Source organism: Acidovorax delafieldii, from assembly GCF_007993815.1.
GTDB classification, from domain to species: Bacteria; Pseudomonadota; Gammaproteobacteria; order Burkholderiales; family Burkholderiaceae_C; genus Acidovorax; species Acidovorax delafieldii.
Genome location: NZ_VJWE01000019.1, coordinates 81,782 through 97,955, shown reverse-complemented (window position 1 = coordinate 97,955; position 16,174 = coordinate 81,782). Strand labels below are relative to the sequence as shown.

12 protein-coding genes are annotated in these 16,174 nt (G+C 62.5%); 4 read left to right on the top strand and 8 right to left on the bottom strand.

Going from position 1 to position 16,174, the window contains the following annotated elements; all coding sequences use genetic code 11:
• Positions 1-2 precede the first annotated feature (2 nt).
• A complete protein-coding gene (locus ATF69_RS22460; RefSeq protein ID WP_146872348.1) occupies positions 3-533 on the top strand; it encodes a hypothetical protein in 531 nt (176 codons plus the stop codon).
• 64 nt (positions 534-597) lie between these two features.
• On the opposite strand, the gene sixA is transcribed toward ATF69_RS22460, so the two are convergent.
• The 5 genes from sixA to ATF69_RS22435 form a co-directional block, all read right to left on the bottom strand.
• Positions 598-1,062, bottom strand: coding sequence for a phosphohistidine phosphatase SixA (gene sixA, locus ATF69_RS22455; RefSeq protein ID WP_056067241.1), 465 nt, complete (start codon positions 1,060-1,062; stop codon positions 598-600).
• Positions 1,059-3,119, bottom strand: a complete 2,061-nt coding sequence (ppk1, locus tag ATF69_RS22450) for a polyphosphate kinase 1 (RefSeq protein WP_099732066.1) — start codon at positions 3,117-3,119, stop codon at positions 1,059-1,061. Before ppk1 ends, sixA begins: the two co-directional genes overlap by 4 nt.
• Positions 3,120-3,293: 174 nt before the next feature.
• Entirely contained in the window at positions 3,294-4,385 is a 1,092-nt protein-coding gene (locus ATF69_RS22445; RefSeq protein WP_146872347.1) for a glycosyltransferase family 4 protein, read from the bottom strand.
• On the bottom strand, positions 4,382-5,251 hold the full coding sequence (locus ATF69_RS22440; protein ID WP_146872346.1) for a UDP-2,3-diacylglucosamine diphosphatase: 870 nt from the start codon (positions 5,249-5,251) through the stop codon (positions 4,382-4,384). The genes ATF69_RS22445 and ATF69_RS22440 overlap by 4 nt, the downstream gene beginning before the upstream one ends.
• A gap of 3 nt (positions 5,252-5,254) precedes the next feature.
• On the bottom strand, positions 5,255-6,094 hold the full coding sequence (locus ATF69_RS22435) for a GNAT family N-acetyltransferase (protein WP_146872345.1): 840 nt from the start codon (positions 6,092-6,094) through the stop codon (positions 5,255-5,257).
• On the opposite strand from ATF69_RS22435, the gene ATF69_RS22430 reads away from it, so the two are divergent.
• The 3 genes from ATF69_RS22430 (at position 6,093) to ATF69_RS22420 (ending at position 11,662) form a co-directional block, all read left to right on the top strand.
• Complete coding sequence (locus ATF69_RS22430) at positions 6,093-6,275, top strand: hypothetical protein (protein ID WP_143227256.1); 183 nt, start codon at positions 6,093-6,095, stop codon at positions 6,273-6,275. The two genes, ATF69_RS22435 and ATF69_RS22430, sit on opposite strands and share 2 nt — an antisense overlap.
• A 15-nt stretch (positions 6,276-6,290) precedes the next feature.
• Positions 6,291-9,242 carry a bifunctional diguanylate cyclase/phosphodiesterase gene (locus ATF69_RS22425; protein WP_146872344.1) on the top strand — a complete coding sequence of 984 codons (2,952 nt, stop codon included), beginning with the start codon at positions 6,291-6,293 and terminating at the stop codon, positions 9,240-9,242.
• A gap of 188 nt (positions 9,243-9,430) precedes the next feature.
• Positions 9,431-11,662 carry an EAL domain-containing protein gene (locus ATF69_RS22420; protein WP_146872343.1) on the top strand — a complete coding sequence of 744 codons (2,232 nt, stop codon included), beginning with the start codon at positions 9,431-9,433 and terminating at the stop codon, positions 11,660-11,662.
• A gap of 62 nt (positions 11,663-11,724) precedes the next feature.
• On the opposite strand, the gene glmM is transcribed toward ATF69_RS22420, so the two are convergent.
• The 3 genes from glmM to ftsH form a co-directional block, all read right to left on the bottom strand.
• Positions 11,725-13,059: a phosphoglucosamine mutase gene (glmM, locus tag ATF69_RS22415; RefSeq protein ID WP_146872342.1), complete on the bottom strand. Its 1,335-nt coding sequence runs from the start codon at positions 13,057-13,059 to the stop codon at positions 11,725-11,727.
• 90 nt (positions 13,060-13,149) lie between these two features.
• Positions 13,150-13,980 carry a dihydropteroate synthase gene (folP, locus tag ATF69_RS22410; protein WP_146872341.1) on the bottom strand — a complete coding sequence of 277 codons (831 nt, stop codon included), beginning with the start codon at positions 13,978-13,980 and terminating at the stop codon, positions 13,150-13,152.
• A gap of 125 nt (positions 13,981-14,105) precedes the next feature.
• Positions 14,106-16,025, bottom strand: a complete 1,920-nt coding sequence (gene ftsH, locus ATF69_RS22405) for an ATP-dependent zinc metalloprotease FtsH (protein ID WP_056067227.1) — start codon at positions 16,023-16,025, stop codon at positions 14,106-14,108.
• Between the last annotated feature and the right edge of the window lie 149 nt (positions 16,026-16,174).

Genomic DNA, 16,174 nt, shown 5'->3' with positions numbered 1-16,174 from the left:
TCATGACCACTGCCACCACAACCCCCAGCCCCTCCGCCACACCCGCCGCGCCCGCAGCAGCCCAGCCCGCCAAGGCCGCCACGTCAACCAAGCCGGCAACAGCACCCAAGGCTCCAAAGGCATCCAAGGCTGCAAAGCCCGCAAAAAAGGCCGTGGCAGAAAAGGCGCCAGCCTCCAAGCCAGCCACCGCGACCAAGGCAGCTTCCGCAGTGAAACCCACCAAGGCCACCGAGCCCAAGGGCAAAAAGCCCAAGCTGGTCCGTGACAGCTTCACCATCCCCAAAGACGAGTACGCGGTACTCGACACCCTGAAAGACCGTGCCACAGCACTGGCCCACCCCGTCAAGAAAAGCGAGCTGTTGCGCGCAGGGCTCAAGGTGCTGGCAGGTCTGTCAGACAGCGCGTTGCGCAGCGCTTTGCAAGCTGTGCCTTCCATCAAGACCGGTCGCCCAAAGGCCGACACAGCTGAAGCCGCGCCAACTGTCCCTGCCAAGGCAACGACCAAGTCCAGCGGCAAAGCAGGACGCAAGTAAACCTGTCCCGAGACACGGCGTGTCCAGGGGCACGGCTTCGGGCCCTCGGACATTGCCGGGCAAGCTAAAGAAACTCCGGTGACTGTACGGCCATGAGCACGGTCTGGCTGTGGTCCCAGCGCTGGCGCTGGCGCAACCACCACACGGAGCCCTTGCGCACAGGGCACTCGGGGGCCTGTAATTGCAACAACTGGGCAACGGTCTGGCCCAGCATGGGCTGGTGCCCCACCACCAGAACAGCGCCCTTGGCACGCGGCCATTGCACGAGCTCTAGCAAATCCTGTGGTGTACCGCCAGGCAACAACTCGGCGCGCATCTTGAATTTGCGGCCCAAAGCGTGGGCAGTTTGCTCAGTCCGCCGCGCTGGACTTGCCACCACCCTCAGGCCTTCTGGCAGTTGACGATCAAGCCAGGCCGCCATGCGCGCCGCCTGCTTCTCGCCCCGGGCCGTGAGCGGGCGTGCAAGATCATCGCTACCGTCTTCTGCCTCTTCCGCCTCGGCATGACGCCAAAGGATCAAATCCATCATGCGACCCCTGGCTCCTCGCGACCCAGAGCAGGCCGTGGCCCATAGCGCACCATCAACGCGTTTTGGGCACCACTACCGTCCACCGGGTGCACAGCGCGGTCGTAGACGCCTGCGGCATTCAACGTCCAGGCATCGCGGTCATCACACAGATAGGCCACCAAACATTCATCAATGATCTGCTGGCGCAGCTTGGGGTCAGTCACTGGCCACGCCAACTCGACGCGGCGCATCATGTTGCGGTTCATCCAATCGGCACTCGACAGATAGAGGTCTTCTTCGCCCCCCGCGCGGAAATAGAAAACACGCGTGTGCTCCAGGAACCGACCAATCACCGAGCGCACCCGGATGTTGTCCGTCACTCCCGGCACCTGCGGAGCCAGCATGCAGGCCCCGCGCACAATCAGATCGATGCGTGCGCCGCGCTGCCCAGCGAGGATCAACGCCCGCATCAATCCCTCGTCGGTCAGGGCATTCATCTTGGCAACGATCCGTGCGTCTTCCCCGCGGCTGGCCGCCAGTCCCACGCGCTCGATTTTCTCGATCATGCGGCGATGCAAATGGAACGGTGCCAGCATGAGCTTGCGCAGCTTGGGAGGCCGGTTCTGGCTGGCCAGGTGATTGAAAACACCGTCCATATCGGCAGTGGTTTCTTCATCTGCCGTGAGGTAACTCAGGTCGGTGTACAGCTTGGCCGTGCGCACGTTGTAGTTGCCCGTGGAGAGATGGCCGTACCGGCGTAACTGCCGCCCTTCACGGCGTGTGACGAGCAGCATCTTCGCGTGGGTCTTGAGGCCCACGACGCCATAGACCACCTGCGCCCCAATCGACTCCAGCGCCTCTGCCCAATTGATGTTGGCCTCCTCGTCAAAGCGTGCTTTCAACTCCACCACCGCCATCACCTCCTTGCCTCGGCGTACCGCCTCGCTGAGCAGGTCCATGAGTTCGGAGTCGGCGCCCGTGCGGTAAATGGTCTGTTTGATGACCAGCACGTCCGGATCGTTCACAGCCTCCCGCAGGAACGCAAGCAAACCATCAAAGCTCTCGAACGGCTGGTGGATCAACACGTCGCGCTCGCGCAGTTGGCCCATGATGGACACCCCTGGCTGGAGCTGACGGGGCCAAGCGGAACTCCATGGCGGGAACAGCAACGCGGGATCGTTCACCAAGTCGACCAGCTGATTCAGGCGCACCAAGTTCACAGGACCATGTACACGGTACAAGGCCGCGTTGGGCAGATCAAATTGCTGCAACAAGAAGTCGGACAGGAAGCGAGAGCAACCCGCAGAGACTTCCAGGCGCACAGCCTGTCCGTAATGGCGGTGCTGCAGGCCTTGCCGCAAGGCGGTGCGCAGGTTACGCACATCCTCTTCGTCCAGTGCCAGATCGGAATGGCGTGTGACACGAAACTGGGAAAACTCCGTCACTTCGCGGCCAGGAAAGAGGTCTTCCAAATGGGCACGCACGATGCTGGACAAGCTGACGAACAACGCCCCGTCGGACGCGACCTTCTTTGGCATGCGGATCAGGCGGGGCAGTGCACGCGGCACCTTGACGATGGCGATTTCGTTCTCGCGGCCGAAGGCATCATGCCCCTTGAGACGCACGATGAAGTTCAACGACTTATTAGCCACCTGCGGAAACGGGTGGGCCGGGTCGAGTCCCACCGGAATCAACAGGGGACGGACCTCGCGCGCAAAATACTCGTGCACCCAGCGCCTCTGCTCTGCGGAGCGGTCACCATGCGCCACGATACGTATCCCATGCTTTGCAAATGCGGGAACCAGTGCTTCGTTGTACAGCGCGTATTGCCGCTCTACCAGGTCGTGTACCTGAGCGGACAGGGCCTCGAACGACGCCGCGGTGTAGAGCCCCTTGGTCTCGCCCTTCTTGGCCGCCGTGATGTGCGCTGCAGCACGTACTTCAAAAAACTCGTCGAGGTTGGATGACACGATGCACAGGTAGCGCAGCCGCTCCAGCAGCGGGACATCTGTGCGAACCGCCCAGTCGAACACGCGTTCGTTAAATGCCAGGATGCTGTGGTCGCGGTCCAGAAACATGTGGGGGGCGACGCCCGTGACAGCCCCCACAGCCGCAAAATCGTTGTCATGTGACACGGCGTGCGAGGAGTCCGCGACAGCATCGGGGTGCTCGCGCTGCAAAGGGATGGAATCAACAGGAGGCAGGGGCAGCATGGATACGCGCGTACAGCAATTGCGGAATCGCTGCAGTATTTAACGCCCAGATGACAACTGCGTGACAGACTTTGTGACAGACACGAAAACTCCCTGCGAGCTGGAGCGGGCTGGCACCAGGTACTGTTGAAACAGCCTGGCCGCATGTGCCCAGGTGAACTCCAGCGCCCGGCTTCGTGCTTCGGACCTGGGTATGGACAAGGCCTGCTGCGTGGCCGCCAGAAGGCTCGCGTGCAACACGCCGCCCATCGGCACCCTGCCGTCCCCTGCACCCAAGACCTCCCGCGGACCATCTTCAGGAAAGGCAGCGACCGGCGTGCCGCAAGCCATTGCCTCCAGCATGACCAGCCCAAAGGTTTCGGAGCGGCTCGGAAACACAAAGACATCGGCCGAGGCGTAGACCTGTGCCAGCGCCTCCCGGTCCAGAATGCCAAGCCAGCGTACCTGCGGGTACTTGGCTTTCAGCCGTGCCTCGAGCGGGCCTACACCACACACCACCTTCGTGCCCGGCATGTCCATCTGCAAAAAGGCATCGATGTTCTTTTCATATGAAATGCGCCCCACATAAAGCGCCACAGGATGCGCCAGAACGCCAGTGAGCGGACTCTGACAGACCTCACCATGAAAGCGAAACGCCTGGGTGTCCACACCGTGCGTCCATAACCGCAGTTGGCGAAAGCCCCGCTGCTGCAGCATTTGCAAGACACCCTGCGTAGGAACCATCACCCCCGACGAAGGGCGATGGAAATGCCTGAAAAGCGCATAACCCCAACCCAGTGGTATGCGCAAGGCTGCCTGAAGAATCTCGGGAAACCTTGTATGAAAGGCTGTGGTGAACGCCAGGCCACGCTTGAGACAGTAACGACGCCCCGCCCAGCCCAGAGGCCCCTCGGTCGCCAGATGAATGGCATCGGGCTGCAGCGCGTCCAACTTCTGGGCGAGTGACTTGTAGGGTCGCACCGCTAGATCAATACCAGCGTAACCGGGACAAGGACGGGTAAAAAACTGACCAGGATGCAGCACCTGCACGTCATGCCCGGCATCTTCCAGCTCTCGCACCAACTCGACCAAAGTGGTCACCACGCCATTGACCTGCGGCAGCCATGCATCAGTCAGCAGCGCAATCTTCATGCGGACACCCGTGTGGCCTGGCTGGACAGATTGGCTGCGGGCACAGCGGGCCATTGCAACAGCTCCAGCCGACCATCAAGGTGCTCGACGAGTGCTGTGTGGCTCTCCACCCAGTCGCCATCGTTGCAATACAAGGTGCCACCAATCTCGCGCATCTCCGCGCGGTGGATATGTCCGCAGACCACTCCATCGTGCCCGCGGCGACGGGCCTCTGCGGCCACCGCCACTTCAAAATCGGTGACGTAGTTGAGCGCCTTTTTTACCTTGCCTTTCAGGTAAGCTGACAAAGACCAATACGGAAGCCCCATCCGCGCCCGAAGGATGTTGAGATGGCGGTTCAGCTTGAGCGTGAATTCATAGAGGTTGTCACCCACGTAGGCGAGCCATTTGGCACACTGGATCACACCATCAAAGTGGTCACCATGCGTGACCCACAGGCTGCGCCCATCTGCAGTGGTGTGCACAGCATCGGACACCACCTCGATACCGCCAAAAGAATGCCCCACAAAGGCTCGGGCAAATTCGTCGTGGTTACCAGGAACAAACACCACGCGGCACCCCTTGCGCGCGCGGCGCAACAGCTTTTGCACCACATCGTTGTGCGCCTGTGGCCAGAACCACCGACGGCGCAACTGCCACCCATCGACGATGTCTCCCACCAGGTACAGATGATCGCTGGGATGGTGCTTCAGAAAATCCAGAAGCGCTTCAGCCTGACACCCAGGTGTGCCGAGGTGCAAATCCGAAATGAACACCGCACGGAACCGGCGTTGACCGGCGAACGCCACAAGGGCCTCGGGCTCTGCATCCTGCGGCACCTGGGACTCGTTCAACCAAGGGCCCAGGGCGTCGAACGCGGCACGCACCGGTCAGGCCCCCAGAAAATGCTTGCGGTAGCGGGGATGCAGGTCGGCCAGCCGCATCAGCATGGGCAGGTCGGCGGTATTGAAGTCCGGATCCCACGCCGGTGCACCCAGTACACGGGCGCCCAGTCGCAGATAGCCTTTGATCAAGGCCGGTGGGTCCACGGCAATGGATCCGTCCAGATGCTCCACGGGCAACGGCAGGCGCGGCAGCACGTGGTATTCGATGGGTGCCAGATGGGTCTTTCGCACTTGCTGCCAGATGCTGGCCGCAGCGTCGCCGCTAACCACGCCATTGTGAAGCATGGGAATGCTGGCACAGCCGATCATCGTGTCGAGTTCGTTGCGCACCATGAAGTCCGCCAGCGCGCTCCACAGCGCCATGATCACGCCGCCGTGGCGGTGGTCGGGATGTACACAGCTGCGGCCCAGCTCCACCATGCGCGGGCGCAGCGTGCGCAAGCGCGTCAAGTCGAATTCGGTGTCGCTGTAAGTTCCGCCCACCCGCTTGGCCTGCGCGGGCGTCAGCACCCGGTAAGTCCCAATGACTTGCTGGCTCGGAGCGTCGCGCACCAGAAGATGCTCGCAATAGTCGTCAAACAGGTCCACGTCGTGGCCAGGAATGGGGGTCGTCAATCGAGCGCCCATCTCTGCCGCGAACACCTCAAACCGCAAGCGCTGTGCCTCACGGACCTCATCCAGATGCCTGGCCCAAGTCACCTCGATAGCACCACGCGCCGGGACAGCATGCACAGCGCCCGGCACAACACCAGAAGGCTGAACAATACCGGTACCTGTAGCCTCCGGCGATGTGGACAACTGCATCAAAGTGGGCAGGTCGTTCATGGACAACGTCTCCTTCGGTAAGAACGGGCACAGCTGGAATTTCCAAACAGAGCGGGAATCCGCTTTCCTGGCCGGGAGTGTGAAAGCCGCGCATGACATGCCCATGTCTTCGGCGTGTCAACGCCATGACAATGCGCGCTTTCCATTGGCACGGGCCCTCACCGATGGCCTGCATAATTGACTGAGGAACTCCGCCGTGCCGTCCCCCGCCCTGCCCCCCACACGCAGCCCCATCGCAGCCTTTGTGGCTGTGTTTGTGCTGGCAGCCGCCTGCGCTGGTGCTTTGATCTGGACGCTGGAACGCCAGGAACGTGCGCAGCAGCGCACCCAAGCCGCCGATGTGGCGGGCGATCATGTCCAGGCCCTGCAGCGCGCCATCGAGTTGGCACTGTCGGCCAACAACACTTTGGTGGCGCTGGTGCGCCAGGGCCACGGGAACGTTCCCCAGTTCGAAGAAATCGGCGTGCAGATGCTGCCTTTCTACCCGGGCATCGCGGCCATGGGCCTGTCCCCGGGAGGGGTAGTGCAGCAGGTTGTTCCCCGTGCAGGCAACGAAAATTCGATTGGTTTTGACCAGCTCAACGACCCCCGCCAAGGGGCGGAGTCCGCGCGTGCCCGCGAGTCCGGCGTGTTGACGCTGGCGGGGCCCATGGAGCTGGTCCAGGGCGGCCTGGGCGTCGTGGGGCGCCAACCGGTGTACCTGGAAGATGACCTGGGGCGCCGGAGCTTCTGGGGTTTTACTTACGTCACCATCCGTCTGCCCGAGGTGCTGGCCACCGCCCGGTTGCCCCAGCTCAAGGAACGGGGTTTTCACTATCGATTGTGGCGTGTCCGCCCGGATAACAACCAGGAGCAGACCATCGCGACGTCTGACCCTCCGCCCACCGGTGACGCTGTTGGCCGGTCCCTGACCCTGCCCAATGGCCAGTGGACGCTCAGCCTGACACCCGCCAAGGGATGGGGCGCGCCAGGTGTGCTGGCTCTGCGCTGTGCCTTGGGCTTGCTGTTTGCGTTGCTGATGGGCTACCTGGCGCGCTTGCTGGTCGAATTGAAGGTGCACGAGCGCGGTCTGGCGACACAGGTGGCCCAGCGGACCTCCGAGATCCAGGCCACACAGCAGCAGCTGCGCGCCACCATCGATGCAATTCCCGATCCGTTGTTTGAAATCGACCAGGACGGCCGCTATTGCAGCGTGCACAGCCCTCGTGCCGAGTTGCTCATGGGCCCTGCTGAGCAATTGATCGGCCGCAATGTCACCGAGGTGTTACCTGCCCTGGCTGCACTGACGGTGATGGATGTGCTCAATGAAGCGCAATCCCAGGGATGGTCCACTGGACGCCAGATCATGCTGGACCTGCCTGGCCTGGGGGCCACCTGGTTCGAACTTTCTGCGGCCCGCAAGGCGGGATCAGCGGGAGGAAAACCCAGGTTCATCGTGCTGTCCCGCGACATTTCAGAACGCAAGCGGTCGCAAGAACAACTGCAGTTGACGGCCCAGGTGTTTGACCAGAGCGGCGAGGCCATCGTGATTGCCGATGCGGCCCAGACCATCGTGCGCATCAACCGGGCATTCAGCCGCATCACCGGCTACTCCGAAGCGGAGGCCGTAGGTCAGTCGATGCGCCTGCTCACGGTGGCAGAGTCCACCCGAGACTTCGACGCCGACCTGGTGTACACCCATCTCACCAAAGAAGGGCACTGGGAAGGCGAAGCCTGGGGCCGCCGCAAGGACGGATCGACCTACCCCCAGTGGCTGTCCGTCAGCCGCGTGCGCGATGGCAATGGCAGCACCACCCACTCCATCACGCTGTTCCGCGACATCACCCTGCAACGCGAGGCTCAGGACCGCATCCAGCGCCTCGCGCATTTCGACCCCCTCACTGACCTGCCCAACCGTGCGCTCCTGGCAGAGCGCGCCCAACGCCACATCGAACAAGAGCAAGCGCGGGGCGGAACGCTGGCCTTGCTGTTCCTGGACCTGGACCACTTCAAGAACGTCAACGACTCGCTGGGGCACCGCATTGGCGACATCCTGCTGGTGGCAGTAGCGCGACGGCTGGAGTCCCTGCTGGGCACACAGGACACCGTATCGCGCCTGGGAGGGGATGAATTTTTGCTGCTGCTACCCGCTGCCTCGGCCCTGCAGGCGGCCGACGTAGCCAACCGTTTGCTGATGGCCGTGGCGCAGCCGTTTCAGGTGGAGCCTTACGAACTCACCACCACCCTGTCCGTAGGCATTGCCATGTATCCGGCGGACGGAGACTCGTTCGACACCCTGTACCAGCGCGCTGATGCCGCCATGTACCGTGCCAAGCAAAGCGGACGCAACCGCTTTGGCTTTTTCACCGCCGACCTGGAGGCACGGACCGCCCGAGCCTTGCAGATCGAAAACGCACTGCGCCGGGCACTGGAACGCAACCAGTTCGAGCTGCACTACCAACCCCAGGTGTCACTCACCACGCGCCAAGTGGTCGGTGCCGAGGCGCTGCTGCGCTGGAGCCACCCCGAGCTGGGCATGGTGTCCCCGGCGGAGTTCATCCCTGTGGCAGAAAGCAGCGGCATGATCGTCGCAATTGGCGAGTGGGTGCTGAACACTGCCGTGCATGACGCCAAGCGCTGGCTGGACCTTCAATTGCCACTGCGGGCTGTGTCAGTCAATCTGTCGGCGGTGCAGTTCCGTCACCCTCAGTTGCCCGAGATGGTGACACGCTGCCTGCAACAAGCCGGACTGCCTGCGCGTCGGCTGGAGCTGGAACTGACCGAGGGGGCTGCGGTAGACGACCCCGCTGCTGCACTGGCCATGATGGACCAATTGCATGACCGGGGCGTCCGGCTGTCGATGGATGACTTTGGCACGGGATATTCGTCGTTGAGCTACCTCAAGCGCTTCCAGATCTACAAGCTCAAGATCGACCAGTCGTTTGTGCGCGACCTGGACGACGACGCCAATGACCGGGCCATTGTCAGCGCCATCATCCGCATGGCGCAGGCCTTGGGCATGCAGACGACCGCCGAGGGGGTGGAGACCGATGGCCAGCTGGAGTTTCTGCGCGCGCAGGGCTGCGACGAAGGCCAGGGTTACCTGTTCAGTCGCCCCCTGGCAGCCGATGCCTTTGAGGCCTATCTGCGGGAACACTTGGGACGCTAAAAACGCCGGGCAACGCGTCTCTGCACCCTCTCGCGCCAGAGCTCCTGGCGACTGCACTTGCATCAGCCGTACGGCAGAACCTGCAGCGCAGTACCTGAGGCATACCCTCAAACGGCTTGTAAGCTGCCGCTGCTACACTTTGGCACAATTTTCTGAGGCCGTCTGGCCCTGCCGCCTGTTCTGGTCTTATGTATTCGCTGTTCAGCACTCCGCCCTCGCAGCGCGCCGGAGTGCCCCCTGACACCCCCCTGCAACGCACCTTGCGTGAACAACAAACCCTCCTGGACAGCGCGGGAGTGGGTATCGTGTTCCTGCGCCAGCGCAGCGTGGTGCGCTGCAACCAGCGGTATGCCGAAATCTTTGGCTATGCCAGCCCCGCCCACTTGGTAGGGCTCAACACCGAAGCCTTCTATCCAGACCGGGATGCATTCCGCGACCTCGGGCGCACGGCTTATCCCGCGCTGGCCCAGGGGCAGTCATTCCGGATTGAACGCCAGTTGCGTCGTCAGGGCGGCACACTATTCTGGGGCAGTCTCACGGGGCGCCTGATCAATCCGCACGACACCGGAGAAGGCTCGATCTGGATCGTGGACGACATCGATGAGCAAAAGCGTGCCCACGCCGCGCTGAATGCTGCTGTGCGGGAAAAGCAGTTGCTGTTTGACAGCGCGATGGTCGGCATCGTCTTTCTGCGAGACCGGCATCTGACCCGCTGCAACCACCATTTTGAGCAGATGCTGGGCTTTGATCCGGGCGAACTCATTGGCAGCTCGTCGCGTCGCTGGTACGCCAGCGATGCTGCCTGGCAAGAAGTGGGCGACCGCTGCTACCCCTCGCTGGTGGCCGGACAGTCGTACGAGGGCGAGGTGGAGCTATGCCGCAAGGACGGCACCCCTGTGATTTGCGAAGTACGCAGCAAATGCATCGATCCCGCCGACCCTGCCCAGGGGACCATCTGGATCACCATGGACATCACCGACCGCAAACGCGCGCAGGCGGTGCTGGCCCAGGCCCATGAGGAGCTGGAGCGGCAGGTGCAAGACCGCACGCGCGAGCTGCGCGAGACAGTGGAAAACCTGCACCGTGAAATCAATGACCGCAAGGCCGACCAAGAGCGCATTTACTGGTTGGCCCACTACGATGCGTTGACCGGTCTGCCCAACCGGGCCCTGCTGGCAGAACGTGCGCAGCAGGCCATTCGGGTGGCGCAGGAGAACCAGACGCCGCTGGCCGTCATCTTCCTGGACCTGGATCACTTCAAGCATGTGAACGACTCTCTGGGCCACCGGGTGGGCGATGTGCTGCTGGTCGAAATTGCCAAGCGCCTGCGTGCGGTGGTGCGCGACAAGGACACGGTGTCGCGCCTGGGAGGGGATGAGTTCATCCTGCTTTTGCCAGGCGCCGATGCACGGGGTGCAGCCCGGGTTGCCAGCAAGTTGCAGGAGGCATCCCGTCAGCCGTACCAGATCGATCACCACGAGCTGACCATGGCCCCGTCGATGGGCATTGCGCTGTTCCCCCAGGACGGACACGATTTCGATACTTTGACCCAGTCGGCAGACGTGGCCATGTACCGCGCCAAGCTGGACGGACGCAACACCTTTCGCTTCTTTACCCCCGAGATGCAGGCCCAGTCGGTACGGGCCCTGCAGCTCGAAAACGCATTGCGCCGTGCGCTGGAGCGCGAACAGTTCCACCTGCACTACCAGCCACAGATGAACCTGGCCACAGGTACTGTGCGCAGTGTGGAAGCCCTGCTGCGCTGGCAACACCCCCAGCTCGGTGCGATTTCTCCGGGAGAGTTCATCCCCATCGCCGAAGACAGCGGCCAGATTCTGCAGATCGGCGAGTGGGTGCTGCGCACAGCGCTGGCCCAGCTCAAGGCATGGCGCAGCTGCGGGTTTCCCGAACTCACAATGGCAGTGAACCTGTCAGCCATTCAATTTCGCCAGCCACAGCTGCCAGAGCTGGTGAGCCGGGTGCTCGCGGAGTTTGACCTGCCCCCCGATTCGCTGGAACTGGAACTGACGGAGGGGGTGGCAGTGGACGACCCCCATGCGGCGGTGGCCACCATGGACCAGTTGCATGCGCGTGGAGTGCGGATGTCGATGGACGACTTCGGCACGGGCTATTCGTCACTCAGCCAACTCAAGCGGTTCCAGATCTTCAAGCTCAAGATCGATCAATCCTTTGTGCGCGACTTGGGCAACGACAGCAACGACCGCGCCATCGTCAGCGCCATCATCCGCATGGCGCAGGCGCTGGGCATGCGTACTACCGCCGAAGGTGTGGAAACCGAGGGGCAACTGGCCTTTTTACACGAACAAGGTTGCGACGAAGCGCAGGGCTACCACTTCAGCACGCCACTGCCCGCGGAGCAGCTGGAACGCTTCATGCGGCAACACACACCAGCACACTGAGCGGCCTCAAGACCCCTTCCAGCGCGACGGACGCTGCTGCGCTCCGCCGATAGACCAAGACCTCAACCCGCGCGGGCTGCGTCGGCCAGGCGCTGAGCGCAAGAGCTGGCCAACTGCGCGTCGCGCGCCTCCACCATCACACGCAGCAGAGGCTCGGTGCCACTGGCGCGGATCAGCACGCGGCCCGAGGAGCCCAACTGCTGCTCCACCGCCTGCGTGGCCTCTGCCAGTAAACGGTTGGCCTTCCAGTCCTGCCCTGGCGCCAGTCGGACGTTGAGCAAGACCTGCGGGTAGAGCGTGATGCCTGCCAGCAGCTGCGCCAGCGTGCGGCCGCTGCGCACACAAGCCTGCAGCACCTGCAGGGCACTGACCAAACCGTCGCCGGTGGTGTGTCGGTCCAGGGCCAGCAGATGCCCGGACCCCTCCCCGCCCAACACCCAGTGGTGGCGCGCCAGTTCTTCCAGTACGTACCGGTCACCGACCTTGGCGCGTACAAACTTCACTCCCTTGGCCAGTAGCGCCACCTCTACCGCCATGTTGGTCATCAGCGTGCCCACCACGCCAGGCACGTGCTCGTCACGGCCCATGCGGTCTGCCGCCATCAGGTACAGCAGCTCGTCACCGTTGTACAGCCGCCCAGTGGCGTCCACAATCTGCAGCCGGTCTGCATCCCCATCCAGGGCAATGCCATAGTCGGCACGGTTCGCGCGCACAGCGCGCACCAACGCGTCGGGGTGTGTCGCACCGACCTCGTGGTTGATGTTGAGGCCGTCGGGTGCGCAGCCAATCGACAGCACTTCCGCACCCAGCTCGTGGAATACCTTGGGCGCCACCTGGTAGGCGGCTCCGTGGGCAGCGTCCACCACTATCTTCAGGCCCTTGAGCGTCAGGTCCTGGGGAAACGTGCTCTTGCAAAACTCGATGTAGCGCCCGGCCGCATCATCTAGGCGCCGCGCCTTGCCCAGGCTGGCCGAATCGACCCAGACGGGTGGTTCGGCCAGTGCGACCTCCACCGCCAGCTCCCAGGCGTCCGACAGCTTGGTACCTTGCGCACTGAAGAACTTGATGCCGTTGTCAGGGTAGGCGTTATGGCTGGCGCTGATGACCACGCCCAGACTGGCGCGCTGGGCGCGGGTCAGGTAAGCCACGCCTGGCGTGGGCAACGGCCCCAGCAGCACCACATCCACCCCTGCCGAGTTGAAGCCAGACTCCAGCGCGCTTTCAAGCATGTAGCCCGAGATGCGGGTGTCCTTGCCGATCAACACTGTGGGTCGCTCTTCCGTGCGGCGTAACACACGGCCCACGGCATGGGCAAGGCGCAGCACAAAATCCGGTGTGATGGGCGGCTGCCCCACAGTGCCGCGGATGCCGTCGGTTCCAAAGTATTGGCGTGTCATGTTCTGGCGTCTCCTCGTACGGATCTCAGTATGTTGTTGTCAAAGGCGAGGACTTGGCGCCCCACTACCTGCTCTCGAATCACTGGCCCCTCAGCCAGATCGCTGCATCGCAGACCACACTGCCAGTGCCGCCACCGTCTCGCGTACATCGTGCACACGCACTACCGACGCGCCCCGCTCCACCGCGAGCAAAGCGGCGGCCACACTGGGTACCATGCGTTGGCTCACCTCCAGCCCTGTGATCGTGCCCAGCGATGACTTGCGCGACCATCCCGCCAGCAGCGGGTAGCCAGCTGCCAATAGCTCGGACTGTCGTGCCAGCAACGCAAAGTTCTGTTCCACCGTTTTGCCGAAACCAATGCCCGCATCCAGCAGGATACGAGCCTTTTCGACCCCAAGCGCTAGTAGATTATGCGCCTGCAGCTGCAAAAATGATAGCACCTGAGGTACCACATCACCCCCCATAGGCGCCTGTTGCATGGTCTGCGGGTCGCGGTGCATATGCATCAGGCACACACCACACTGCGGGTACGCAGCCACCACTGCCGCAGCTGCTGGCTGCCGCAGGGCCCAGATGTCGTTGACGATGTCAGCCCCCAGATCCAGCACAGCGCGCATGACCTCCGGCTTGTAGGTGTCCACCGAAATCGGGACATCCAGCGCCACAGCCTCACGCACCAAGGGAACGACACGAGACAGCTCCTCATCCAGCGGCACAGCAGGGCTGCCCGGGCGAGTGGACTCACCACCGATATCCAAAATATCTGCGCCCTCTTTCAACAGCTGTTCGCAATGCCGTAGCGCAGCAGCCGTGGAGCCATGGCGCCCACCGTCGGAGAAAGAATCAGGAGTGACGTTGACGATGCCCATGACCTGGGGACGGACCAAGTCAATTGCGAAGCGAGAGGTTTGCCAGATCATGCCGATCACACCCGTGCAGATTTCGAAATAGCGGCTCGACAAAGCATTCCGCAAGAAAAAAACCGATGGCCCCCATGAAAAACGGGGCACAAGGCCCCGTTCAAACGGCTGGACCGCGAGCCCGGTCAGGCTGCCGTCGGTGCAGTGTCCGTGGCTACAGCTGGAGTGCCGCCACTGGAGTTATCACCACCAGAGGGAGGGGTGCGTGGCGTCCAGTCCTTGGGAGGACGAGGTTCCTTGCCCGCCATGATGTCGTCCAACTGTTCGGTATCGATGGTTTCCCATTCGAGCAAGGCCTTGGCCATGGCGTGCATCTTGTCACTGTTCTCTTCGATCAGGCGGCGGGCGAGGTTGTACTGCTCGTCGATGATGCGGCGCACTTCCATGTCCACCTTTTCCATGGTCTGTTCGCTCATGGTGGTGGTCTTGGTGACCGAGCGGCCCAGGAACACTTCGCCTTCGTTCTCGGCGTAAACCATCGGCCCCAGGGCATCGGTCATGCCGTAGCGCGTGACCATGTCGCGGGCGATGTGGGTCGCGCGCTCGAAGTCGTTGCTGGCGCCGGTGGTCATCTGGTTCATGAACACTTCTTCGGCAATGCGGCCACCGAACAGCATGCTGATCTGGTTGAGCATGTATTCGCGGTCATAGCTGTAACGGTCCTGCGCGGGCAGGCTCATCGTCACGCCCAGAGCACGGCCGCGGGGAATGATGGTGACCTTGTGCACGGGGTCGCACTTGGGCAGCAACTTGCCGATCAGCGCATGGCCTGACTCGTGGTAAGCCGTGTTGCGGCGTTCTTCCTCGGGCATGACCATACTCTTGCGCTCGGGGCCCATGAGGATCTTGTCCTTGGCCTTCTCGAAGTCCTGCATCTCCACGGTGCGCGCATTGCGGCGGGCAGCCATCAGGGCGGCTTCATTACACAGGTTGGCCAAGTCGGCACCACTCATGCCGGGGGTACCACGGGCGATGATGCCAGGCGCCACATCCTGACCAATCGGGATCTTGCGCATGTGCACGTTCAGGATCTGCTCGCGGCCACGGATGTCGGGCAGCGTCACATACACCTGGCGGTCAAAACGTCCTGGACGCAGCAGGGCGGCGTCCAGAATGTCAGGGCGGTTGGTGGCTGCCACGACGATCACGCCCAGGTTGGTTTCAAAGCCGTCCATCTCGACCAGCATTTGGTTCAGGGTCTGCTCGCGCTCGTCGTTACCACCGCCCAGGCCAGCGCCACGCTGGCGGCCCACCGCGTCGATTTCATCGATGAAGATGATGCAGGGAGCGTTCTTCTTGGCGTTGTCGAACATGTCGCGCACGCGCGCCGCGCCCACGCCAACGAACATTTCCACGAAATCGGAGCCGGAGATGCTGAAGAACGGCACCTTGGCTTCGCCAGCGATGGACTTGGCCAGCAGGGTCTTGCCAGTACCGGGAGGCCCCACCAGCAGCAGGCCACGGGGAATACGGCCGCCGAGCTTCTGGAACTTTTGCGGGTCTTTGAGGAAGTCCACCACTTCCTTGACTTCTTCCTTGGCCTCGTCGCAGCCGGCCACGTCAGCGAACGTGACCTGGTTGTTGTTCTCGTCCAGCATGCGAGCCTTGCTCTTGCCAAAGCTGAAGGCGCCGCCCTTGCCACCACCTTGCATCTGGCGCATGAAGTACACCCACACGCCGATCAGCAGCAACATGGGGCCCCAACTGACAAGGAGGGTCATGAGCAAGGAGCCTTCCTCACGAGGCTTCACGTCGAACTTGACGTTGTGATTCAGCAGGTCACCCACCAGACCACGGTCCAGCACCGAAGCGTTTGTGCGGATCTTGCGATCATCGGTGGTGACCGCAACAATCTCGCCACCGCTCAGCCCTTCGGGAATGGTGGCGCTTTTAATGCGGTTATTGCGGACTTCGTCCAGAAACTCGGAATACCCGACGTGGCCTGCACTGGCGCCGCTGCGAGTGTCAAACTGCTTGAACACCGTGAACAGCACCATGGCAATAACCAGCCATACGGCAATTTTTGAAAACCACTGATTGTTCAAGCGGGGCTCCAGTTGCAGGGAACAGAAAACGGACACACTGCCGTCATGGCACGCATGTGCGGCCCATTTTAGGTCTTTCAAGCCACGGGACCAGCTCTATTCCCCCTCACGCCCATGGAATCAGCACGGGCTTTGCAGCCAAAGTTCAC

Bases quoted from the DNA above. Each gene is read 5' to 3' on its own strand.
- ATF69_RS22460 (WP_146872348.1), top strand. From the start codon at position 3: ATGACCACTGCCACCACAACCCCCAGCCCCTCCGCCACACCCGCCGCG.
- sixA (WP_056067241.1), bottom strand. From the start codon at position 1,062: ATGATGGATTTGATCCTTTGGCGTCATGCCGAGGCGGAAGAGGCAGAA.
- ppk1 (WP_099732066.1), bottom strand. From the start codon at position 3,119: ATGTTTCTGGACCGCGACCACAGCATCCTGGCATTTAACGAACGCGTG.
- ATF69_RS22445 (WP_146872347.1), bottom strand. From the start codon at position 4,385: ATGAAGATTGCGCTGCTGACTGATGCATGGCTGCCGCAGGTCAATGGC.
- ATF69_RS22430 (WP_143227256.1), top strand. From the start codon at position 6,093: ATGGACAACGTCTCCTTCGGTAAGAACGGGCACAGCTGGAATTTCCAA.
- ATF69_RS22435 (WP_146872345.1), bottom strand. From the start codon at position 6,094: ATGAACGACCTGCCCACTTTGATGCAGTTGTCCACATCGCCGGAGGCT.
- ATF69_RS22420 (WP_146872343.1), top strand. From the start codon at position 9,431: ATGTATTCGCTGTTCAGCACTCCGCCCTCGCAGCGCGCCGGAGTGCCC.
- glmM (WP_146872342.1), bottom strand. From the start codon at position 13,059: ATGACACGCCAATACTTTGGAACCGACGGCATCCGCGGCACTGTGGGG.
- folP (WP_146872341.1), bottom strand. From the start codon at position 13,980: ATGATCTGGCAAACCTCTCGCTTCGCAATTGACTTGGTCCGTCCCCAG.